Raw genomic sequence first — 20,966 nt, 5'->3', positions numbered from 1 at the left:
TCGACAGGAGGACGATGGGCAAGCGTCGGGCTTTCATCAACGAGGGCAGGCAACCACGGACCCAGCATCTGGACTCGCCACCCAGCCGTGGCCGACACCGCTCCTCAACCGGGCGGACACGGACACCGCCACCCGCGCCAAACACATCGAAGACGACCTCGCCGACGTCATCACCGCCGGCACCGTGGCCCTCGCCACCCCCGACCTCGTCGAGCGCGTACGCGCCAACGCCCCCCTGCGAAGGCCGCGCTGAGTTCACCTGTCACTTCGTTCATGGTGAAGGGCTCGCCGCAGCCTTCGCACACGGTGCCGCTCAGGCCCACCTAGCGACCGCATGTCTTGTGGACGTGGTGGACGGCAACGCCTTCCCCGGGTTCCTTGTGCCAAATCTCGCCCCACGCCCGTAGGGCGAGCGGCACCGAGGCGAAGGCTTCGCCCTTGTCGGTCAGGTGGCACTCGTAGCGGACTCCTTGGCGCTTCTGGAGGGACGACTCATCCCACGCCTCCCGCTCCGACGCCGATGCCTCCACTCCCCCGCGGATCCTGGGCGGTCGACGGGACGGCGGCCCACTCCGCGCAGAGCGCTTGCAATCACCGAGGCAATCACATAGCATTACGATAGTAATTTAAACGCCTGCCTCACGGCCGACACCGCTCACTGGCGGCGTGGTTGCTGCGAGCAGCGAGCCTTTCTTATTTCACCAGGAACTTTCCATGGACCTCTCCACCAGCACCGCCCTTGTCACCGGAGCCAACCGCGGCCTCGGCCGTGCCCTCGCCGCCGAACTGCTCAGCCGCGGCGCCACCGTCTACGCCGGCGCCCGCAACCCCGACCAGGTCGACCTGCCCGGCGCCAAGCCGATCGCACTCGACATCACCGACCCCGCCTCCATCGCGGCCGCCGCGAAGGCCACCGGCGACGTGACCATCCTGGTCAACAACGCGGGGTCCTCCACCGGCGCCGACCTGCTCACCGCCGACCTGGACGACATCCGCCTCGAGATGGACACCCACTACCTCGGCACCCTCTCCGTCGTCCGCGCCTTCGCACCCCAGATCGCGGCCAACGGCGGCGGATCGATCCTGAACATCCTGTCTGTCCTGTCCTGGGTCAGCTTCCCGCAGTCCGGTGCCTACTGCGCCGCCAAGTCCGCGGAGTGGTCGCTGACCAACGCCCTGCGCGTGCAACTCGCCGACCAGCACATCCGCGTGGCCGGCCTGCACGTCGGCTACATGGACACCGACATGGTCCGGACCATCGACGCAGCCAAGTCCGACCCCGCCGACATCGCCCGGATCGCCGTCGACGGCATCGCCGCCGGCGCCTACGAGATCCTCGCGGACAACGCCTCCCGCCAGACACAGGCCGCCCTGGCCGGAGGCGTCCCCGCGCTCTACCCGCAACTCCCCTGAGAAGCGACCGCCCAAGAATCCGCACCGCGCTGCGTGCCGATGCCCGGTGTCCCGCTCCCGCGCCGTCGCGCCATCGACGTGAGGGCGGCGGCACAGGACGGTGAGGACAACTCAACCGTCGACAGGGCAGTCGTCGCGGTAACCACCGACCCAAGCCGTGACCGCGCCGGCCGTCGGCTGCCCTGTCGTCACCCCTCCGCGCGATGCGCCGCGCCGATTCACGGACGGGTCCTCGCCAAGAGATCCGCAAGCCGACAAGGCGGCCGGCTGGCGCCCGCCCCAACAGACCCCATTTCTCAGGCGCACCGGCAAAAGGGAGAAGCACCCTTTATGAGTACCTATCTGGCGGACAAGGCCGAGGACCTGTCCGTGGAAGGCGCTTCCGCAACGTTCACTTACCGGCGGATCGGGCCACGGGGCGGCGTCCCCCTGGTCCTGGTGAGCGGCTTCCGCGGGACCATCGACTGGTGGGACCCGGAATTCCTGGATCTCCTGGCCGCCGACCACGACGTGATCGTCTTCGACAACGTCGGGATCGGCTACACGCCCGGCGAACCGCGCGATTCCGTCGAAGGATTCGCCGACGGCGCCATCGAATTCATCGTGGCCCTCGGCCTGGCGCAGGTCGATCTGCTCGGCTGGTCCATGGGCGGCTTCGTGGCCCAGCACGTGACGCTGCGGCGGCCCGGCCTCGTCCGCAAACTGGTCGTGGCGGGCAGCAGTCCGGGCCGGGTGCCCGGGGCGCCGCCCTTGGCGGAGAAGGTGCAGGGCATCATGGCCAAGCCCGACGCCGGCGCGGAGGACATGCTCTACCTGTTCTTCCCCGAGACCGACGCGGGCCGCGCCGCCGGGATCGAGCACCTGACCAACGTCTCGACACGACTGGCCGCCGGGGGCCCCGCCGTGTCCGAGACAGCGGCGATGCGCCAACGCGATGCCATCGCCAAGTACATGGCGGTTCCCTTCGAGCAGGTACGGGCGAACCTGGAGGCCATCAAGCAGCCCGTCCTGTACGCCAACGGCGTCCGCGACGTGATAGCCCCCGCCCTTGCCTCCTACATCGCCGTCCAGCACCTCCACTCGGCCACCCTGGTCCTTTACAGCGACGCCGGCCACGCCTTCCTGTTCCAGCACGTCAAGGCCTTCACCACCGAGGTGGCCAACTTCCTCGCCATCTGACCGCGCCGACCGAAACGTCGGCACGCGACTCGGAGGTGGAGAGCGCGGAACTTCGCCGGACGGCCGGTAGCCGACATCTTGTGACTGCCGAGCAGGGTCGGTCAGATGTTCGTCTTCTCGCGGACCCACGCGCCTATCTGTGCGATGGCGGCGTCGGCCTCGGGAACGCGGCCGGCACCGTAGACGTACGAGTGCTGGCCTCCGGGGACGACCACGGTGGTCGTGTCGATTCCGGCGTCCTTGACGCGGGCGCCGAACTCCTCGTCCTCGCCGGCCAGGACCTCGTACGTGCCCCAGGAGACGAGGGTCGGGGGCAGACCTCTCAGGTCCGCCCGGTTCAGGTTGATCCGGGTGTCCGTGAACTCGATGCCGGTGCCGCCGACCCAGGCATCCCGGAAGAAGGCCAGCAGATCCTTGCTCAGGATCTTGTCCGTCCCGGCGTTGGTCTCCATGGTCTCGTTGGCGATCTCGAGGTCGCACCAGGGTGAGATCGACACGATGGCGCCGGGCAGGGGCAGCTTCTTGTCGCGGAGGCGAAGGGCCAGGGCGACGGCGATGAACCCGCCGATCGAGTGGCCGATCGTGATGATGTTACCCGGCGCATACCCTTCGGACAGCAGCCAGTTGAAGGCCGCCTCCGCGTCGTCCACCTGAGCCGGGTACTTGTGTTCCGGTGCCCGCCTGAAGTCCAGGACCAGTACCGGGGCCCCGGCGGCCTTGGCGATGTGGCCGGCGAGCTTCCGGTCGACGACCGCCGACGAAAATACGGAACCCCCGGCGTGACCGTGCAGGAGGACGTAGTCGGTGTTGGCGTCGACGGGTTCGCACCAGATACCCGGCACGCCACCCGCGTCCACCTCCCGGTAGGTGACACCTTCCGGTTCCCGCGCCATGAGATGGGAGCTCTCCACCCGGGTGCGAAGCGCGTCCAGTTCGGACTCGGGAATCACCATTGCGGCGAAGAAATCCGCGAACGCGGTTGCTTCCGGGCTCAGTTCAACTGCAGCGTGATCAGACACGTGGCACCTCCATGGGGCCATCTGGGCATACCGGCCCGCCAGGACCGGTATCGCCGTGGTTTGTCAGGCAGTGAGGGTGGGGTAGTCGGTGTAGCCGGTCGCGTCGCCGCCGTAGAAGGTGACGGGGTCGGGGTCGTTCAGCGGCGCGCCGGCGCGTACGCGCTCGACGAGGTCGGGGTTGGCGAGCGCCATGGTGCCGACGGTGACGATGTCGGCGACGCCGTCTTCGACGTCCTTGGCGCGGGTGGCGATGTCGGTGCCGGCCCGGTTGAGGACCAGGGTGTTCGGCCACAGCTTGCGCAGGGTGTGCAGGGGTTCGTCGTCGCCGCCGTGGAGGATGTGCAGGTAGGCGAGGTCGAGCGGGGCGAGGGCGCGCACGAGGGCGGGGTACAGCTCGTGGGTGTCGCTCTCGGCGATGTCGTTGTAGGGGTTGCCGGGGGAGATCCGGATGCCGGTGCGGCCGGCGCCGATCTCGTCGGCCACGGCGGTGGCGATCTCGACGGCGAAGCGGATGCGGTTGTCGATGGAGCCGCCGTACTGGTCGGTGCGCTGGTTGGTGTTGGTGGCGAGGAACTGGTGCACCAGGTAGCCGTTGGCGCCGTGGATCTCGACGCCGTCGGCGCCGGCCGCGATGGCGGCCGCGGCGGCGCGGCGGTAGTCGTCGACCGTGGCGGCGACTTCCTCGGTGGACAGTTCGCGCGGGACCGGCATCTCCTGGAGCCCGGACGCGGTGAACATCTCGCCCGACGGCCGGACAGCGGAGGGGGCGACCGGCTGCCGGTGGTGGGGGGTGTTGTCGGGGTGGGCGATGCGGCCGGCGTGCATGAGCTGGATGACGATGCGTCCATCGGCCTTGTGTACGGCGTCGGTGACCTTGCGCCAGCCGGCGATGTGCTCCTCGGTGTAGATGCCGGGCGTCACCGGGTAGCCCTGGCCGTCGGCGGAGGGCTGGGTGCCCTCGGTGACGATGAGGGCGTGCGAGGCGCGCTGGGCGTAGTACTCGGCGTTCAGGTCGGTCGGCACGCCGTCCGGGGTGGACCGGTTCCGCGTCAGGGGGGCCATCGCCAGGCGGTGCGGCAGGGAGATCTCCCCGGCGACGATCGGGTTCCACAGGGCGTTCAACATGGATGTTTCCTCAAATGAAAGGGTGAGAGAGAACTGCGGGTGGTGGGCTGTCGCGAGTAGCGCCTACGCGGCAACCGGCCGGATGGGCCCGGTGACCATCCACCGTGAAAGGCAGACCGCGTGGCGCGGTGGTCAAGCGCGTGGACGGGCTTGCCGCACACATGACCGCCACCATTGCGGTGTTGAGCCCCGGCTGTTCGTACGGGGCGAGGGCGCCGAGCGCGTTGTCGCAGAGGGACTCACGTACCGGAATCGGAGCGGCGGTCAGCCGCGGTAGCGATCGGCCGGGACCCGCCGCGACAGGTTCGGGACGAGCGCCTGACGGGCCTTCTCGAACGACTCCCAGTCACTGATCTGGGGCAGTGACGGGATGGTGACGGGCTCACCGGCGTCGAGGCCCGCGAGCGCCGCGTCGACGGCGTCGTCCACGCTCATGATCCACTCGTCGGGAAACGCCTCAAGGTCGGCGCCGGAGCCGTCCCAGAACTCCGAACGGACAGCGCCCGGCAGCACGGCCTGCACCGTCACGGGGCTCTCGGCGAGCTCCTGCTGCAGGGCCTGGGTGAACGTCAGCACGTAGCTCTTGGTGCCGCTGTAGACAGCGCTGACGGGCAGGATGTTGAGAGCCAGGGCAGAGGAGACGTTCACCACGGTGCCGTGCCCGCGGGCTGTCAGGCCCGGCAGGACCGCGGTGGTCAGCCTGGTCAGCGAGGTCACGTTGAGGTTGATCAGCGCCTCGGAGGCCGCGGCGTCGGAGGTCGCGAGCGGCGTGAACAGCCCCCCGCCGGCGTTGTTGATCAGCACCTCGATGCTCTCGTCGGTCCGTAGACGTTCCTCGACCACGGAGATCTGTGCCGCATCGGTGAGGTCGGCGGTGACGATGTCCACCGCGCGGCCCGTGCGGCTGCGGATGTCCGACGCCAGCGTTTCCAGCCGCGCGGTGTTCCGCGCCACCAGGATCAGGTCGTAGCCCCGGTCGGCAAGCCGCTGCGCGTAGGCGGCACCCAGGCCGGCGGACGCGCCGGTGACGACGGCGGTCTTGTTCTGCGTGGTCATGGGGGTGGATCTCATTTCTGGTGGCTGATGAGTAGGGGGCCCATGCGTCGAACCCGCTTTAGATTACGATAGGTATCTAAAGCCGTCCAGTCAACGGTCTCCCGATGCAGTCACCCACGCCCACGGCCGGAGACTGCTCGACGTACACGCAGGTACCAGGGCCGGCCGCCGGTCAGGTTCGGATGGACGACCTTTCTGGCGCATGGTCACCCTGGACGCGTTTCATGTACTGCCGCCGACGCGGGCACGGCGAACGACACCCCTGCGCAGACCCGCACCCCGCACACACGCCCGGTGCAACGCGAGCCGCCTCCAGCCGGCGTCACCCCCCGGCTGCTCGACGAAGGCATCGCGCGATCGGAAGCCGCTTCCGGTCCGGGTGCGGGTTCACGAGCTCCTCGCCTTGCGGCAGCGAGAAAGAGCCGTACGGAAAGAGTCCACGTACGGAAAGCGGAGGCGACGGCCGGCCGGTACTTCACGTATGATAGATGCGCTTCAGTATCTAACGTGGGCAGGTGACTAATGAGTCGCGTTTCGCAGGCTCAAGCGCTCGAGAACCGCAGGCGCGCGGTCGCCGCGGCCTCCCAGCTCTTCCGGGAGCGCGGCGTGAACGGCATCAGCGTCGCCGATCTGATGAAGTCCATCGGGCTCACCACGGGCGGCTTCTACAAGCAGTTCCCGTCCAAGGAGGCCCTGATCGCCGAGGCGGCTCAAGCCGCTTTCGGGGACCTCGACCAACTCCTGGCGTCGTTCGACACGGCTCACGGCGATCACGACACCGCGCGCGCCGCCCTCGTCGACTTCTACCTGTCGGCCGAGCACCGTGACCAGCCCGGCACCGGTTGTCCCACTGCGGGATTCGCAGGGGACATGGCTCGCGAGCCCACGGCTGGGGAGGTGCGCGAAACGTTCGCGGCCGGAGTCGAGGAATTCGCCGCGTGGATGTCCACCGACGCCGAAGACGGCCTTCCCGTCGTGGCCACTCTGGTCGGCGCGATCCTGCTCGCCCGGGCCACGGCGGGCACAGAACTGTCGGAACAGATCCTGGAGTCGACCCACAAAGCCCTGACCGCACCACTAGGGCCTTGACCGAAGGCCGGGTAGTTAAAGGGCTTGCAGGCTTGCAGATCAATAACTCGCGGTCTTGATCTCTGGTGTGATGGTGATGCCTGCCTCGCGCGCCAGGTGGAACAGGTCGTTCAGGGTGACGAGTTGGCGATCGGCGGGGTCGAGAGCGTGGCCTGCGGTTGCCAGCAGTTCCCGGATGTCCCTCAGGCGCCGGTTGATTGGCTCGGGGCAGACGCTGAAGAGGGTGGCGATGGCGACCTGGGGCAGGCCGTGCCGGTAGCGGAGGACGGTGGCCAGGACCCGGTCGGCGAGGGTGAGGATCGGGCGCCGCCCGGTGCTCCCGTCGCCCTTCGCGCGTGGGCGGTGGCCGCGTGGTGTGCCCAGGTGCGTCTCACGCTGAGCCTCATGGAGGGCGGTCAGAGCCACAGCAACTCGTGCAGTGCGGCGAACGCCAGCCGCGATTCCAGACGAGTGCCCCGGCATCTCACGACGGTGAAGTCCGCAGCGGCGGACTCGGCCACGTGGTCGAGCAGGGCGGTCTTGCCGATACCGGGTTCGCCCCACAGCATCAGGGCTGCCCCCTCACCTTGACGAGCGCCGTCAAGGATCCGGCCTAGGGCTGCCTGCTCCTGCAGCCGTCCGTACAGGTCCATTGCGTGGAACCTTAGTGGTCTGCTGGCGCCGGAGCGGCGCGGTTGCCCGTGATCCTCCAGACTTGGCAGCTTCTTACAGATGCGGTGACAGATCCGCTTCCAGCCTTCCCTCCGTAGCGTCGGGCGTGATGAGTGCACTCGCACCGCACTGCAGGAGACGACGTGGCGACGGCGTACATCGGAGTCGGAAGCATCGGCAGGACAGGGGTTCGGCCCCGTGCGCGGAAGTTCGCGATCGCCACGGCGGCCACCGACACGTCGGGCCGCGCTACGCCGCCAGGCCGGCCACCGGCCTGTTCGGCACGCTGCTGGCCTGACCCACGCCGCCGAGGCGGCCGCTTGGATCCGGTCGCTCTCTCCCCACACACATGGAAGACACAAGGACATGACAAACAACTCCGACGGCGACGCCTCCGTGCGCCCGTTCCGTACAGACATCCCGCAGGCCGACCTGGACGACCTATGAGAGCGCCTCGGCCGCGTCCGGCTGCCCGACTCGATTCCCCGCACAGAATGGGAGATGGGCGTCCCGGTCGACTACCTGAGCGAGCTGGCCGAATGCTGGCGCACCACCCACGACTGGCGCGCCTGGGAGAAGCGGCTGAACGAACTGCCGCAGTTCACCACCACGACCGACGGTCAGAACATCCACTTCCTGCACGTCCGCTCACCCGAGCCCGGGCCACCCCGCTGGTCCTCACCCACGGCTGGCCCGGCTCGTTCCTCGAGTTCCTGCAGGTGATCGGCCCCCTGAGTGACCCGCGTGCACACGGCGGCGACCCTGCCGACGCCTTCCACCTGGTCATCCCGTCCATCCCCGGGTACGGGTTCTCGGGCCCGGTCACCGAACGCGGCTGGGACCCCACGCGGGTGGCCGGCGCCTGGGCACAGCTGATGGCCCGCCTCGGCAATGAGCGCTACGGCGCTCAGGGCGGCGACTGGGGCTCGTTCGTCTCCCAGGAAATCGGCCGCGTCGACGCCGACCATGCCATCGGCGTACACGTCAACTTCCTGGCGACCGACCCCACCGGCGCCCCTGGCGAGCTCGACGACGTCAGCCCGGAAGACAAGGCCAAGCTCGAGCGCAACCTGCAGATCCGGGCCGAGGGCAGCGCCTACTTCGCCCTCCGGGCGAGCCGGCCGCAGACCATCGGATTCGCCCTGGCCGACTCTCCGGCCGGGCAACTCGCCTGGATCGCCGAGAAATTCAAGGAGTGGGCCGACCCCAACGAGGGGACAGTCGACCGCGACCACATGCTCACGAACATCACGTTGTACTGGCTGACCAACACCGCCGCGTCATCGGCCCGCTTCTACTACGAGGTCACCCACCCAGCGAACCGCCTGCAGCAGTCGGCCGACCCGGTCGGAGCCCGGCCAGAGCGGTCACCCACCCCGCTGGGCGTCGCGGTCTTCCCGTACGACGCCCTGCCCATCCGCGCCCTCGCGGAACGCATCGCCAACGTCGTGCACTGGACCGAGTTCGACCGCGGCGGCCACTTCGCCGCCATGGAACAACCCGAACTGCTCGTCGGCGACATCCGCACCTTCTTCCGGGAACTGACCCACTGAGTCGTCACGCCGTCGCACGCCGCGCTCTCCAAGCCGGGGTCGGAGGCGACCGGGACGTCGTGGCTTGGCCTAGCCGTCGCCCGTTCCATCGAGCCGCTCGAGGCCGGTACGAGGCTCGCCCGGCTGCACTTCCTGCCGAGACATTCGCCAAGCGGCACGCTTGCAAACCTCTCGACGACAGCATAGCATTATGATCATAATGCAAATTCGCCGAAGGGACTCGATCCTCATGTCCGAGCAGCCTCTACCCACCACCGGTCGCGCCTGGCACCTGGAGAACCGCCCCACGGGCACGCCGGTGCCGTCCGACTTCGCGCTGCGCGAGGTGGAGATCCCCGCCATCGACGCGGGCCAGCTCCTGGTCGCCAACGAATACCTTTCGGTCGACCCCTACATGCGCGGCCGGATGAGCGACAAGAAGTCCTACATCGAGCCGTTCGAGGTGGGCGCACCGATGGACGGCACCGCGGTCGGCCGCGTCCTGGCGTCCAATGCCGAGGGCTTCGCTCCCGGCGACTACGTGACCCACTTCCTCGGCATGCGCGACTACGCGGTCGTCGACGCGCCGACCGCCCAGAAGGTGGACCCGAACCTCGCGCCGCTCTCCACGTACCTGGGCGTGCTCGGCGCCACCGGCCTCACCGCCTACATCGGGCTGACACGCTTCGCGAAGATCAAGGAGGGCGACACGGTCTTCGTCTCCGGCGCGGCGGGTGCAGTCGGCAGCGCGGTCGGCCAGATCGCCAAGCTGCAGGGCGCCGGCCGGGTGATCGGCAGCGCGGGCTCGGACGAGAAGGTCAAACTGCTCACCGAGGAGTACGGTTACGACGCGGCGTTCAACTACAGGAACGGGCCGGTCGCCGAGCAACTGGCCCAGGCCGCGCCGGACGGCATCGACGTCTACTTCGACAACGTCGGCGGCGAACACCTGGAGGCTGCGATCGGCGCGCTCAAGCTCCACGCCCGTATCGTGCTGAGCGGAATGGTCTCGCAGTACAACGACGAGAAGGTCGTCGGGCCGCGCAACCTGTGGAACCTGGCCGTCACACGCTCGGACCTGCTCACCTTCATGGTGACCGAAGAGCTCGACCTCCAGCCCGACTTCGTCCGCGATGTCGGCGGCTGGATCGGCGCCGGCAAGTTGCACTTCCAGGAGACCGTCGTGGAGGGCCTCGAGAACACCATGGAGGCCTACCTCGCACTCATGCGGGGCGAGAGCGTCGGCAAGATGATCGTCAAGCTCTGAATCGGCCGTCACCAGACTCAGCGAGGGACCTGGGCCTGTGCTTGGGTTCTAGTGGTCGTCGCAACACCCCAGTTCGAGGGGTGCGATGGACTTGGAGGTCCGAGGGGACCGGTCTCCAGGGGCGTAAGAAGTTGTCCCGGGAGCGGGAGGCATACTCCCGGCTCGTGCAGCAGGGACACAGCAACACCGAAGCGTGCCGGACCGTCGGCGTAGATCGCCGGACGGGCAACAAGTGGCGTAACGGCCGCTCCGGATACCGGAACCGGATGCCGGTACCACCGATCCATGCGGTGGTACCGGCATCCGGCCCGTCCCGGTATCCGCGTGCGGACGAGCGGATCCACATCGCCGACCGGCTGCGGGAGAAGGCCACCGTTCCGGGCGATCGCCGCGGAACTGGGCCGCAGTCCCTCCACGATCAGCCGGGAGATCCGCCGCAACCGCACCGGCGGCACGCGTGGCCAGTGGCACTACCTCCCGCACGCCGCCCAGGCCCGGGCCAACGCCCGTCGGCCCCGCCCCAAGCACCGCAAGACCAGCCAGAACCCCGAGCTGCGGGACGCTGTCCAGGCGATGCCGGACGAGAAGTGGAGCCCGGAGCAGATATTCCACGCGCTACGGCAGGAGTTTCCCGACCGGCCGGAGATCCACGTGGTCCACGAGACCGTCACCAGGCCCCCTACGTCCAGGGCAGGGGCCAGCTGCGGCGCGAGCTCGCCGGTGCCCCTGCGCTCCGGTCGTGCCCGCCGCAGGCTCCAGCGGCAGGCCAACTGCCGTCAGCCGCGCTTCACCACGCCGATGGTGATGACCAGCGAGCGGCCCGCCGAGGCCGCGGACCGGGCCGTGCGAGACTTCACCGCCCCGGCGCCCGGGAAGTACATGGGCGACATCACCTATCTCCCCACCGGGGACGGCCAGTTCCTCTACCTGGCCACTGTCCTGGACTGCTTCAGCCGCCGGGTGGTCGGCTGGTCCATCGCCGCCCACATGCGCACCGAACTCGTCGCCGACGCCCTGCGGATAGCAGCCGCCACCCGCGGCGGTCTGAGCGGCGCGGTCTTCCATTCGGATCACGGTGCCCAGTACACATCGCGTGAATTCGCCGACCTGTGCGGCGAGTTGGACGTCATCCAGTCCATGGGCGCGGTCGGCACCTCCGCCGACAACGCCGCCTGCGAGAGCTTCCACGCCACCCTCAAGCGGGAAACCCTGCGTGGCGCCCACCGCTACCCGGGAACGGAACTCTGCCGACGTACCGTCTTCCGGTGACTCACCCGCTACAACACCCGCCGCAGGCACTCCGCCAACGGACACCTCAGCCCTGTCGACTACGAACACCAGCACCAGCAGGAGTCCGATAAGGTCACGCTGGCCGCACAACCACCCGAACGCGTGTCCACTTTCGCCGGGGAAGGCCCGTCCGACCGCTGGTCGACAGTGAGGACATCTTGGCTGAGGTGTTCACAGAAGGGCCGGGCGAAGATCCCAAATACCTCTTGCTGCCGGACGGCCCTCTCACGGCTGGTCCTGAGCCGCACGAGGTGCGGCTGGCCGAGGCAACGTGCACCGAAGGGTGCTGCGGCGCTCTCCGCCCGCGAGCAGTCAATCGGCGAGCAGATCCCGCTGCGGTGATACCGCCACCAGCACGCCATCACCCCACCATGCGGCGCCCATCTCCGACGCCGCCACCCGTGGCGTGGCGTCACCGGCGCATGGTGGCACACCTCGGCCATGCGCTTCCACGACTCACATTCGATGCGCACACGCGAGCGAGCTCCGTTGTCTGTAAGTCGCACCGCAGGTGCATCGTGATCCGCCAACTCACAACCGGGTCAGGATCCGGGTCCGGAGAAGCGCCGCCGCCGCGGCTGGGACCGGGCGAGTGGCCGGCTCTCTCCGCCGACGTGCTGTCCGTGCCGGGCGACTACACCAAGGCCCTCCGGGGCGGCACCGCGGCGCCGCGTCCGCGCGCCGAGCACATCCCAACGGCCGGAGCCGCCGCCTACCGAATCCTGGGGGCCCGCGCACCAACAGGGGTCGGTTTGGTGCGCGGGCGTGGATGGCGTGGTTTCAGAATCGGCCGGGGGTGCGGCCGAGGGTGTTCTGGGGGTCGGCGGGGTTGGGGCCTTGTACTGCTCCGACGTACAGCTCGACCTGGGACTTGAACCGGTCGACGGCGGCGCGGTCGCTCATGAACTTCGGAAAGTCGAGGGGGTCGGTGGTGCGGTAGTCGGCGAGGGGCTTCAGCCCCGCGGGCGGGGCGACATCGGCGCGTACCGACCAGGTGAAGCCGGCGATGACGTCCTGCTGAGCCTGCTGGGAGAGCAGCCAGCTCAGGAACAGTTTGGCGGTGGCCTGGTGCGGGGACCGCCGGAAGATGGCGGCGCGCTGCGCCCAGGACGGGAACCGATCGTGGGCGGGCAGCACCTGAACGCTGTTGGGGCCCGTGCCCCCGGCCCCGGCCGGGCTGGCAAGGTAGCTGCCGTCAGTCACGCCGCCGATTGATCCCCCCAGGCCGCGGACGTATGTGGGCCGCTGCGCGGCGAACTTCTCCAGCCAGCCCCAGCCGTACTGGTCGACGAACAGCTTGTACTGGAAGAGCACCGCGTCGTCGTCGTTGGGCCAGGTGGAGATGATCTTGTCGGTGAAGACGGGGCTGAGCAGGTCGGTGGCACGGAAGTCGTTCGGGTCGGCCGGCGCCTGATGGATGCCGACGATCGGGGCGAACGCCCCGTAGTAGGCGCTCGCCCAGTAGCCGTCGGGGTCCTTGGCGTTGTCGAACACTTTGTCCCAGCCGACAGGGCGGTACCGCAGGAGTTCGCCCATGGCCTTCCAGCGGTCGAAGTCTTGTGTGGTCTGCAGGATGGCGATGTCGGCGACCAGGTTGCCGGTGGCGAGTTGATTGTCGATGCGCGCGTCGTGGTACTTGCTCAGGTCGGTGATCGTTTTGACCTGGATGCCGGGGAACTGCGCAAGGAAGGCCTGCGGGATGAAGTCGAAGAATCCGGGCGCGTCGCCGCCCATGTAGAGGGTCGCCCGTCCACCCTCGTCCTTGGCCGCGCGGTACAGGGCCTGCAGCTGTTCCTGTTCGCCGGCCGTCGTTCGGCCGGCGGGCGCGGCGGAGGCCGCGTTCGATGTCATGGCCTGAAGACCGGCCGCGGCCGTGCCGAGCGCCGCGGTCCGCAGGAGCGTCCTTCTGGTGAATCCCATCGTGGGTACCTCTCGCTACGGGCATCGACTTCAAATTTGAAGTCGATGGCCAAGGTACCCTCCACTTAAAATTTGAACAAGGAGGTGGCGACGTGGGTCACACACGATGGTTGACCGGCGAGGAGATGCGGGCCTGGACGGCGTTCTTCAGCGCCGCCGCGCTGCTGAACCGGCGCCTTGACCAGCAGCTGAAGGACGACGCCGACCTGACGCACGTGCAGTACGAAATCCTGTCCAGGCTCTCCGGAGCCGCGGGCCACGAGCTGCGCATGACGGAACTCGCCGAGTCGGTGTACGCCTCCCAGAGCGGTGTGACGTACCAGATCAGCCAACTGGAGAAGGCGGGGCTGGTGCGGCGTCGGATCTGTCCGAGCGGCCCTCGTGCCGTGTATGCCGTCCTTACCGACGACGGTTTCGCCACGCTCGAGCGGGCGGCCCCGGGCCACGTGACCGCGGTCCGCGAGCTGCTCATCGACGTCCTGACCCCCGAGCAGCTCACTGCCTTGGCCGACGGTCTGGGCAGGGCTCGCGACCGCATGCTTGGGCAGTGAGCCGGTACTCGGCACAGCATCTGGATGTGGAGGTCAGGCAGGCCCGATACTTTCGTCGCCGTCGCCGAGAAGCTGCGCTTCGGCCGGGCGGCGGCGCGCCTGCACGTGTCGCAGCCACCGCTGCCGCAGGCAATCCTGGCGCTGGAGCGGGAGTTGGGCGTGCAACGATTGCATCGCAACAGCCGGCAGGTGAGCCTGACCCAGACCGGCGACGTGCTGCTGCGCCACTGCCGGCACCGGGTCCGGGACGCCGACCGGGCCCCGCGCCGCGGCGCAGCCGAGGTCTGCGGCGGATCTCCGGAGTACGCCAGACAGCTCGGCTACCCGTGGCCGCAGCGGCGGAGGGTCGGAACGCGAGGACACCGCACGTCAGCAAGAACAGCGCAGGGTTGGAACACTGCCTCTTCACCAGTCGGCCCGATCTTCTCGCCGTCAGCCCAGGCGCTGAATCTCGTGTGGCCGGGTGTGCTGCCCGGCCTGCCGCCCGTGCACGTCTTCGCAGTGGCCGGCCGGCGGCCGCCGGTCGACGGCGAACCCCCGCAAGCGGTGCGGCTGCGGCGCCGCATGACCGAGCAGATCCCCCGGCGCGGCTACAGCCTGTCGGCACCGGTCCTCGAAGCAATGCGGAGCGTGCCCCGCCACCGGTATGCGCCCGAGGTTCCCCTGGAGACGGCGTACGACGACGACCTCGCCGTCGTCGCTCTCAGGAACGAGGAGGGGCGGGCAGTCAGCAGCGTCTCGGCCTCGTGGTTGCAGGGCATCATGATCGGCGGTCTGTGCCCGCAGCCCGGGATGACGATGCTGGAGGTCGGCTCGGGCGGCTTCAACGCCGAGCTCCTCGCCCACGTCGTCGGCCGGCGCGGGCGCGTGGTCACGGTCGACCTCGACCCGTATGTGGTGCACCGTACCCAGCAGTTGACGGCCGAGGCGGGCAGCGGCCGCGTCACCGCGATCCTCGGCGACGGGACCCTCGGCGCATCGGACCACATCCCCGCGGACGGCTTCGACGGCACTGTGATCACCTACAACGTGTGGGACGTCTCAACCGCGCGGCACGAGCAGCTCGCCGAGGGCGGCTACCTCGTCCTGCCGCTGGAAATGCACGGTTACCCGGCGAACGCCGGGCCAGGCTCGGAACCGACACCGCGCGCGCTGATCGGCGTGGGGGGACTACGAGGGTGCGCTCACGGCTCTGCACGCAGTGGAGGAAGCAGCCTCGGAAGAGGCTTCCCGACCGTCGCTGGTCGGCGACAGGGCGATGCGATGAACGGGATGGCGGAGCTGATCGAGCGGCAGATCGCCTTCGCCGAGGCGGGCAGCGCGCCGTCGCCCCCGGATGTCGGCCGGGGCGCACTCGTGTGAGCGCCGGCTCCCATCGGCCTGCAGATCTTCATACGCGTGCGCGTTCGCTCGGCTACCCTGAGTGGCGCATAGCAGATCCCGGAGGGGAGGGCGCATTGCGGGAAGGCGGGCGTCCCGGTCTACCCGATCCTGGACATGCAGGAGGAGAAGGCGACCGCGCCGCAGGCCCCGTCCGCCGAGGCTTACACGTCCTGCCTCACCGAACCGTTCGGCGAGAAGATCGAGATCCCCGCGCCGTTCGACTGCACACTCGACACCGCTGGTTTCCAGGCACCCGAGGCCCCCGAAGCGTGACACGCAGGCGTGTGCCGTCGGCAGACGGGATCCCCCATGGCTGACGACTCCGCGGCCGTCGTGACCCCGAGGGGGTAGGTCAGGTTCGGCGGGCCTCGGCGTCCCGTCTGGCGGCTGCGCTCCTGCCCTCGCGTTCCCGTGCGAAGGCCGCGCTGAGTTCACCCGTCACTTCGTTCATGGTGAAGGGCTCGCCGCACCCTTCGCACACGGTGCCGCTCAGACCCACCTCGCGACCGCATGTCTTGTGAATGTGGTGGACGGCGACCCCTTCCCCGGGCTCCTTGCACCAGGTCTCGCCCCAATTACGGAGGGCGAGCAGTACCGAGGCGAAGGCTTCGCCCTTGTCGGTGAGGTGGTACTCGTAGCGGCGGGGCCTCTCGCTGTAGGCGCGGCGTTCGAGCATGCCGTCGGCCTCCAGCCGCTTGAGGCGGTTGGTCAGCATCTGCGGCGAAGCCAGGGTCTGGACCTGCAATGTGTCGAAGCGGCGGTTGCCCATCGTCAGTTCCCGCATGATCACGAGCGTCCAGCGGTCCCCGATCACCGCGCTCGACCGCGCGACGGGGCACTGCGTGCTCGTGATCTCTGACCAGCCACCCATACCGACGTCCTCCTCGTGAACTCGTTCCGCCCCCATCATCGCAGAGATCGAACGAGTTCCTATGGAAAATAGAGTTGGTGGCTATGTTTTTTTGAGTTAATCTGCGGATGAGCCGAGAGAGCGTCCAGGTGACAAGGCGTGGACTCCTCGGCGCGTCTGGAGGCACCACTCATGACCGATACGCAGTACGACCCGGCGCACACGGGGCTGCTCCTGATGGACCCGTACAACGACTTCCTCTCCGAAGGGGGGAAGCTGTGGCCTCTGGTCGAAGAGGTCGCCACGGAGGTCGGCCTGCTCGACAACCTGCGCGCGGTGGTGGCCGCCGCGCGTGCGGCCGGCATCCAGGTCTTCGTCGTCCCGCACCGTCGCTGGCGCGAGGGCAACTACGCGAACTGGAACTACCTCACCGCGGACCAGGCCGGCGGCAACCAGAACCGGGTCTTCGAAGACGGAGCCTGGGGCGGCGACTGGCACCCGGACTTCGTTCCCCAGGCGAACGATGTCGTGGTCCACGAGCACTGGGCGCAGAGCGGCTTCGCCAACACCGATCTCGACCTCCAGCTCAAGAAGCACGGCATCACCCACGTGGTGACCGTCGGCATGCTGGCCAACACCTGCATCGAGTCGACCAGCCGCTACGCCATGGAGCTGGGCTACCACGTGACCCTGGTACGCGGAGCGACCGCCGCGTGGACCCGGGAAATGCTGCACGCGGCCCACGAGCTGAACGGCCCGTCCTACGCCCACGCCATCGTGACCGCCGACGAGATCGTCACCGCCTTCAAGGGCGCACACGTCTGACGCTCACCACAGAACCGTCCAACGGGGGCGACGTTTCCCGATTGCAGATGCACAGGTGACTCACTGCTCATGCGGTGCGGTGCGGTGCGTTGCGCTGAGAAAGGATCAGATCTTGTCGAAAGACCAGGTGTTGGACAGTGCGGTGATCAGTGAGACAGCGGAGACGGCGACCGTCGACGCGCCGATCGAGGCCGTCGACATCGCTGACTGGGTGCTGAACCTGCCCGACGCGGAGTACCGGCGCTGCGCGCCGGGCGAGCACATCGCTGCGGGCCGGACCACCACGGATGACGGGCGCCCGATGTCCATCAACGTGGAGAACATCGGCGGCACCCTCGTCATCCAGCACTACGTGGCCGAGGTGCACGAGCCGCACCACTGCCACCTGGTGTCACTGTCCGATGCACAGACAGAACAAGGCTGGATCAAGGTCCAGGCCACCTGGGACATGCGGGTGGAGCCGAACGACAACGGAACCTGCCGTCTGACCAACACCGTGACCACCCATGCCACCCAGGGGTTCCTGGACGCCCTCGCTGAGGTCGGCGTGAGCTTTGACGACGCGGCCGCGCAATATCATCCCGCGATCGTCGCCCACAACCAGCACGAGACTCCGCTCTTCGCGGCCAGCATGGCACGCAAGGCACTGGCCAAGCCGGCCGCGAGCTGATCTCTCCGTCTCGGCGGCCACTGCTGCGCCGGCACGGCGCAGCAGTGGCCATGACGCGGCCGACCTCACGTGGTCGCCGACTCGTTTTTCATCCTTCGAGGCCGAGCACGTTCTTCACTCAGGTTCACACGTTGGTAACGAGCACCCTGCGCACCGTGCGCAGTGCGTCTTTCCCCGGCGACGGGGCCCAGAAGGAGTCGACCCTCATGTCCCAGCAAGCCGCTGCCCAGCCACGCATCAAGATCGAGGAGCTCGAGGGCGGGGTGATCATCGCCTGGCTCGCCCCTGATGAGCTGGGACTCTTCGGGCGCGATGACGCTCCGGAGTTCATCGAGCTCGTCCGGCGCGCAGACCAGGATCCGGCCATTCGCGCCGTGGTGTTCACCGGGTCACATCCCAGCCGCTTCATCAGCCACGCGGATATCAGCTGGCTGCAGGAGGACGGATCGGTGATTCCCCCCGTGAGTACTCGGGTCACGAGCGCGGTGGCGAAGATCGCCCATTGGGCGGCCCGGTACCGGCTCACCCGGTGGGTGGCGGGCAAAACGCCGTTGATGGGGGGCATCCAGGCCGATGACCTGCACACGGCGCTTCTCCGCATGGCCACCAGCTCCACGATCTTCGTGGCGGCCCTCAACGGGTCTGTGCTGGGTGTCGGCGCCGAGATCGCGTGGGCCTGCGACCTGCGGCTGATGGCCGAGGGCGACTATTTCATCGGTCATCTGGAGATCCTGATGGGCATCATTCCCGGCGCCGGTGGCACCCAGCGCATGCCCCGGCTCATCGGTTCCCACCGCGCGCTGTTGGCGATCCTGGAAGGCAGGCCGCTCCCCGCGGAGGAAGCACTCGCCGTCGGGGCCATCGACGAGATCGTGCCGGCCGGTCAGCTCCTGTCCCGGGCCGTCGAACGAGCCGCTCATCTCGCGGCGCGGCCGACCGAGGCGATCGGGGCCGTCAAGCGGGCGGTGAACCTGGGCAGCTCGCTGTCGCTCGCCGACGGTCTGCACCTCGAACGCTCCGAGATGCTCGCCTCCCTGCCGCGGCCGAAGGCGCAGGAACTCATGAAGGCCTACCTGCGCGACACCGCGGCGAACGGTGAGCTGCCGCTGTACCAGCCCGGCGGCTATGCCGCCGCCCTCCTACGCGGAACCACCGCGACAGGCGGCAAAGAGGAAGTGACGGCATGACACACAAGCTGACCACGAAGTTCGGCCGGCGCACCGTGCAGTTCGCCTCGGGCGACTCCTACTGCTCGGCCTGGCTGAACCTGCCGGACACCGCCTCCGGCACGCCCGTGCCGGTCGTCGTGATGGGGCACGGCCTCGGCGCCACCCGGGAGATGGGGCTGGCGCCCTACGCCGAACGATTCGCCGCCACCGGGTTGGCGGTGCTGGTATTCACGTACCGCAATCTCGGCGACAGCGGCGGCCGACCGCGCCAGGTGTTGTCCATGACCAAACAACTGGCCGACTGGGACGCCGCCCTCGCGTACGCGGCCGGGCTCCCCGAAGTCGACCGGCAACGGGTCGCGGTGTGGGGCAGTTCGCTGGGCGGGGGCCACGCCATCGCCGTCGCCGCCCGGCATCCGGAACTGTGTGCCGCGGTCGCCCAGTGCCCCTTCACCGACGGGCCGGCTTCAGCCGGCGCGCTCGGAATACGGGAGACCCTGGTCCTGGGGGGCGTCCTGGCCCGCGACTTCCTGGCAGCGGCGCGCGGGAAGGAACCGGTCACCGTTCCGGTTGCGGCAGCGCCCGGTCAACTCGGTCTGATGACCGCACCCGACGCGCTGCCCGGAATGCTGAAGTTGGTGCCCGACGGCTACGAGTGGGTAAACCGCGCAGCGGCCCGCAGCTTGATCAACATCGTCCGGTATCGGCCCGGCCGAGCGGCCAAGGACATCGCCGCGCCGATCCTCGTCTGCATCAGCAGAACCGATTCGGTCGCCCCGCCCGTGCCGACCGAACGCTACGTCCGTAAGGCACCGCGCGGCGACATCCGTCACTATGACGCCGGGCATTTCGACTTCTACTTCGGAAAGGCATTCGAGCAACTGGTCGCCGATCAGACCGAGTTCCTGGTCAGCCACCTGAAACCCGCGCAGGTCACGAGCGGCTGAGCCGACCACTCGCCCTGTCCAACTTCCCCGCGTGGCGCGTCTCCCGCGCCGCCACCCTCGCGGACCTGAAGAACTGGGCGCCGGTGGCGGGCATCCAGATCGAGTACAGCCTCGTCGAGAGGACTCCCGACCGCGAACTGCTGCCGATGGCCGAAAGCTTGGGTCTCGGCGCAGTCCTGTGGTCTCCGCTCGGCGGCGGACTGCTGACCGGCAAGTACCGCCGCAGCACCTAGGGACGGCTGAGCGACTTGAAGACGCTCGTGCACACCGAGAGCACCGACCAGAAGACCGCCGTCGACACCGTCCTGGCCATCGCCGAGGAGACCGGCGCAACGCCCGCCCAGGTGTCGGTGGCCTGGCTGCGTGAGCGTGCCGCCCAGGCGTCCACCTCGTTCGTGCCGATCATCGGCCCGCGCAGCCTCACCCAGCTCGACGACTACCTGGGCGCGCTGGACGTCCAGCTCACCCCGAAGCAGTTCGCGCGCCTGCCGGACGTCAGCGCAATCCCCCTCGGAGTGCCCCACGAGGCGACCGCTGGTGCCCGAGACGCCGTCCAGGGCGGTGACGCCTCCCTCGTCACCCAACCCGCGGTGCCCGCGGCCTGAGCTGCGGATCCTGCCGCTGGCGGCCCTATGCCGTCGACGCCCTTCCGTCCCGCATCGTGCGCACCATACGGGGCGGAGCCGTTCGCCTGGCCGCGCCACGTCACTACCAGGTGTCACAGCCCCATCGTGGCGATCGATAAACAACGGTGTCCCGGCCATACCGAGCAGGCTCCACGACCGGGATGAGGCTCGCGAGGCATCGTCCCCGGGTGGGCGGCGCACCGCCGTGCGGCGGTCGCGGCGCCCCGACGGCTCTCAGACATCGTGTTGTCGTCGGCGGAGGTCTCCGGCACGTCCTGCGCCCTATCCCAGTGCTCGACGATCTCTCCGCCCCGTGCCCGGAAGAGGTCCACGATGGCCCGGCCGCAATGGCTGAAGCGGCACATGCGAGTTGAGTTTCTCGAACGCCCCGAGGACCACCTACC

Annotated in this window: 18 protein-coding genes and 4 pseudogenes; 15 read left to right on the top strand and 7 right to left on the bottom strand. The window is 68.7% G+C overall.

Going from position 1 to position 20,966, the window contains the following annotated elements; translation table 11 throughout:
* Nucleotides 1-714: 714 nt before the first annotated feature.
* The gene (locus OHB00_RS41060) at nt 715-1,413 is read left to right on the top strand and encodes an SDR family oxidoreductase (RefSeq protein WP_406442727.1); all 699 of its coding nucleotides are present in this window, start codon (nt 715-717) and stop codon (nt 1,411-1,413) included.
* A gap of 330 nt (nt 1,414-1,743) precedes the next feature.
* The gene (locus OHB00_RS41055; RefSeq protein ID WP_406442725.1) at nt 1,744-2,592 is read left to right on the top strand and encodes an alpha/beta fold hydrolase; all 849 of its coding nucleotides are present in this window, start codon (nt 1,744-1,746) and stop codon (nt 2,590-2,592) included.
* A 101-nt stretch (nt 2,593-2,693) separates the two neighbouring features.
* On the opposite strand, the gene OHB00_RS41050 is transcribed toward OHB00_RS41055, so the two are convergent.
* From OHB00_RS41050 to OHB00_RS41040, 3 genes are all read right to left on the bottom strand, one after another.
* Nucleotides 2,694-3,611 (bottom strand): alpha/beta hydrolase, encoded by a 918-nt coding sequence (locus tag OHB00_RS41050; protein ID WP_406442723.1) that lies wholly within the window; start codon nt 3,609-3,611, stop codon nt 2,694-2,696.
* Nucleotides 3,612-3,674: 63 nt separating this feature from the next.
* Nucleotides 3,675-4,736, bottom strand: coding sequence for an alkene reductase (locus OHB00_RS41045; protein WP_406442721.1), 1,062 nt, complete (start codon nt 4,734-4,736; stop codon nt 3,675-3,677).
* Nucleotides 4,737-5,000: 264 nt separating this feature from the next.
* On the bottom strand, nt 5,001-5,792 hold the full coding sequence (locus tag OHB00_RS41040; protein ID WP_406442719.1) for an SDR family NAD(P)-dependent oxidoreductase: 792 nt from the start codon (nt 5,790-5,792) through the stop codon (nt 5,001-5,003).
* Between the two features lie 522 nt (nt 5,793-6,314).
* On the opposite strand from OHB00_RS41040, the gene OHB00_RS41035 reads away from it, so the two are divergent.
* Nucleotides 6,315-6,881 (top strand): TetR/AcrR family transcriptional regulator, encoded by a 567-nt coding sequence (locus OHB00_RS41035; protein ID WP_406442717.1) that lies wholly within the window; start codon nt 6,315-6,317, stop codon nt 6,879-6,881.
* 39 nt (nt 6,882-6,920) lie between these two features.
* Here the strand turns inward: OHB00_RS41035 and OHB00_RS41030 are convergent, their stop codons facing one another.
* Both OHB00_RS41030 and OHB00_RS41025 read right to left on the bottom strand, forming a co-directional pair.
* The gene (locus OHB00_RS41030) at nt 6,921-7,286 is read right to left on the bottom strand and encodes a hypothetical protein (protein ID WP_406442715.1); all 366 of its coding nucleotides are present in this window, start codon (nt 7,284-7,286) and stop codon (nt 6,921-6,923) included.
* Nucleotides 7,277-7,513 (bottom strand): ATP-binding protein, encoded by a 237-nt coding sequence (locus tag OHB00_RS41025; protein WP_406442713.1) that lies wholly within the window; start codon nt 7,511-7,513, stop codon nt 7,277-7,279. The genes OHB00_RS41030 and OHB00_RS41025 overlap by 10 nt, the downstream gene beginning before the upstream one ends.
* 385 nt (nt 7,514-7,898) lie before the next feature.
* Here OHB00_RS41025 and OHB00_RS41020 point away from each other — a divergent pair.
* The 4 genes and pseudogenes from OHB00_RS41020 to OHB00_RS41005 form a co-directional block, all read left to right on the top strand.
* A pseudogene (locus OHB00_RS41020) lies at nt 7,899-9,085 on the top strand (epoxide hydrolase family protein).
* Nucleotides 9,086-9,314: 229 nt separating this feature from the next.
* On the top strand, nt 9,315-10,331 hold the full coding sequence (locus OHB00_RS41015) for an NADP-dependent oxidoreductase (RefSeq protein WP_406442711.1): 1,017 nt from the start codon (nt 9,315-9,317) through the stop codon (nt 10,329-10,331).
* Nucleotides 10,332-10,616: 285 nt separating this feature from the next.
* Nucleotides 10,617-10,742, top strand: a pseudogene (locus OHB00_RS41010) (hypothetical protein); the annotation flags it as partial.
* Nucleotides 10,743-11,081: 339 nt separating this feature from the next.
* A pseudogene (locus OHB00_RS41005) lies at nt 11,082-11,672 on the top strand (IS3 family transposase); the annotation flags it as partial.
* Nucleotides 11,673-12,401: 729 nt separating this feature from the next.
* On the opposite strand, the gene OHB00_RS41000 reads toward OHB00_RS41005, so the two are convergent.
* Nucleotides 12,402-13,541, bottom strand: a complete 1,140-nt coding sequence (locus OHB00_RS41000) for an ABC transporter substrate-binding protein (RefSeq protein ID WP_406442709.1) — start codon at nt 13,539-13,541, stop codon at nt 12,402-12,404.
* A 92-nt stretch (nt 13,542-13,633) separates the two neighbouring features.
* Here OHB00_RS41000 and OHB00_RS40995 point away from each other — a divergent pair, with 92 nt between their 5' ends.
* From OHB00_RS40995 to OHB00_RS40985, 3 genes are all read left to right on the top strand, one after another.
* Nucleotides 13,634-14,092 carry a MarR family winged helix-turn-helix transcriptional regulator gene (locus OHB00_RS40995; RefSeq protein ID WP_406442707.1) on the top strand — a complete coding sequence of 153 codons (459 nt, stop codon included), beginning with the start codon at nt 13,634-13,636 and terminating at the stop codon, nt 14,090-14,092.
* A gap of 24 nt (nt 14,093-14,116) precedes the next feature.
* Nucleotides 14,117-15,454: a LysR family transcriptional regulator gene (locus OHB00_RS40990; protein WP_406442705.1), complete on the top strand. Its 1,338-nt coding sequence runs from the start codon at nt 14,117-14,119 to the stop codon at nt 15,452-15,454.
* Between the two features lie 135 nt (nt 15,455-15,589).
* A complete protein-coding gene (locus OHB00_RS40985; protein ID WP_406442703.1) occupies nt 15,590-15,748 on the top strand; it encodes a hypothetical protein in 159 nt (52 codons plus the stop codon).
* Nucleotides 15,749-15,827: 79 nt separating this feature from the next.
* Here the strand turns inward: OHB00_RS40985 and OHB00_RS40980 are convergent, their stop codons facing one another.
* Entirely contained in the window at nt 15,828-16,346 is a 519-nt protein-coding gene (locus OHB00_RS40980) for a winged helix-turn-helix transcriptional regulator (protein WP_406442701.1), read from the bottom strand.
* Between the two features lie 171 nt (nt 16,347-16,517).
* Here OHB00_RS40980 and OHB00_RS40975 point away from each other — a divergent pair, with 171 nt between their 5' ends.
* The 5 genes and pseudogenes from OHB00_RS40975 (at nt 16,518) to OHB00_RS40955 (ending at nt 20,541) form a co-directional block, all read left to right on the top strand.
* Nucleotides 16,518-17,150: a cysteine hydrolase family protein gene (locus OHB00_RS40975; RefSeq protein ID WP_406442700.1), complete on the top strand. Its 633-nt coding sequence runs from the start codon at nt 16,518-16,520 to the stop codon at nt 17,148-17,150.
* A gap of 112 nt (nt 17,151-17,262) precedes the next feature.
* Nucleotides 17,263-17,820: a hypothetical protein gene (locus tag OHB00_RS40970; protein WP_406442699.1), complete on the top strand. Its 558-nt coding sequence runs from the start codon at nt 17,263-17,265 to the stop codon at nt 17,818-17,820.
* Nucleotides 17,821-18,026: 206 nt separating this feature from the next.
* A complete protein-coding gene (locus OHB00_RS40965; RefSeq protein ID WP_406442698.1) occupies nt 18,027-19,007 on the top strand; it encodes an enoyl-CoA hydratase/isomerase family protein in 981 nt (326 codons plus the stop codon).
* Nucleotides 19,004-19,936: an alpha/beta hydrolase gene (locus tag OHB00_RS40960; protein ID WP_406442697.1), complete on the top strand. Its 933-nt coding sequence runs from the start codon at nt 19,004-19,006 to the stop codon at nt 19,934-19,936. Before OHB00_RS40965 ends, OHB00_RS40960 begins: the two co-directional genes overlap by 4 nt.
* Nucleotides 19,861-20,541 (top strand): annotated as a pseudogene (locus tag OHB00_RS40955) (aldo/keto reductase). Before OHB00_RS40960 ends, OHB00_RS40955 begins: the two are co-directional and overlap by 76 nt.
* The last annotated feature ends 425 nt before the right edge of the window (nt 20,542-20,966 follow it).

The organism is Streptomyces sp. NBC_00631, from assembly GCF_045206895.1.
In the GTDB taxonomy this organism is placed as follows: domain Bacteria; phylum Actinomycetota; class Actinomycetes; order Streptomycetales; family Streptomycetaceae; genus Streptomyces.
This window is presented reverse-complemented; position numbering and strand designations above follow the sequence as displayed.

Bases quoted from the DNA above. Each gene is read 5' to 3' on its own strand.
- OHB00_RS41060 (WP_406442727.1), top strand. From the start codon at position 715: ATGGACCTCTCCACCAGCACCGCCCTTGTCACCGGAGCCAACCGCGGC.
- OHB00_RS41055 (WP_406442725.1), top strand. From the start codon at position 1,744: ATGAGTACCTATCTGGCGGACAAGGCCGAGGACCTGTCCGTGGAAGGC.
- OHB00_RS41045 (WP_406442721.1), bottom strand. From the start codon at position 4,736: ATGTTGAACGCCCTGTGGAACCCGATCGTCGCCGGGGAGATCTCCCTG.
- OHB00_RS41040 (WP_406442719.1), bottom strand. From the start codon at position 5,792: ATGACCACGCAGAACAAGACCGCCGTCGTCACCGGCGCGTCCGCCGGC.
- OHB00_RS41035 (WP_406442717.1), top strand. From the start codon at position 6,315: ATGAGTCGCGTTTCGCAGGCTCAAGCGCTCGAGAACCGCAGGCGCGCG.
- OHB00_RS41025 (WP_406442713.1), bottom strand. From the start codon at position 7,513: ATGGACCTGTACGGACGGCTGCAGGAGCAGGCAGCCCTAGGCCGGATC.
- OHB00_RS41015 (WP_406442711.1), top strand. From the start codon at position 9,315: ATGTCCGAGCAGCCTCTACCCACCACCGGTCGCGCCTGGCACCTGGAG.
- OHB00_RS41000 (WP_406442709.1), bottom strand. From the start codon at position 13,541: ATGGGATTCACCAGAAGGACGCTCCTGCGGACCGCGGCGCTCGGCACG.
- OHB00_RS40990 (WP_406442705.1), top strand. From the start codon at position 14,117: ATGTGGAGGTCAGGCAGGCCCGATACTTTCGTCGCCGTCGCCGAGAAG.
- OHB00_RS40985 (WP_406442703.1), top strand. From the start codon at position 15,590: ATGCAGGAGGAGAAGGCGACCGCGCCGCAGGCCCCGTCCGCCGAGGCT.
- OHB00_RS40980 (WP_406442701.1), bottom strand. From the start codon at position 16,346: ATGGGTGGCTGGTCAGAGATCACGAGCACGCAGTGCCCCGTCGCGCGG.
- OHB00_RS40975 (WP_406442700.1), top strand. From the start codon at position 16,518: ATGACCGATACGCAGTACGACCCGGCGCACACGGGGCTGCTCCTGATG.
- OHB00_RS40965 (WP_406442698.1), top strand. From the start codon at position 18,027: ATGTCCCAGCAAGCCGCTGCCCAGCCACGCATCAAGATCGAGGAGCTC.
- OHB00_RS40960 (WP_406442697.1), top strand. From the start codon at position 19,004: ATGACACACAAGCTGACCACGAAGTTCGGCCGGCGCACCGTGCAGTTC.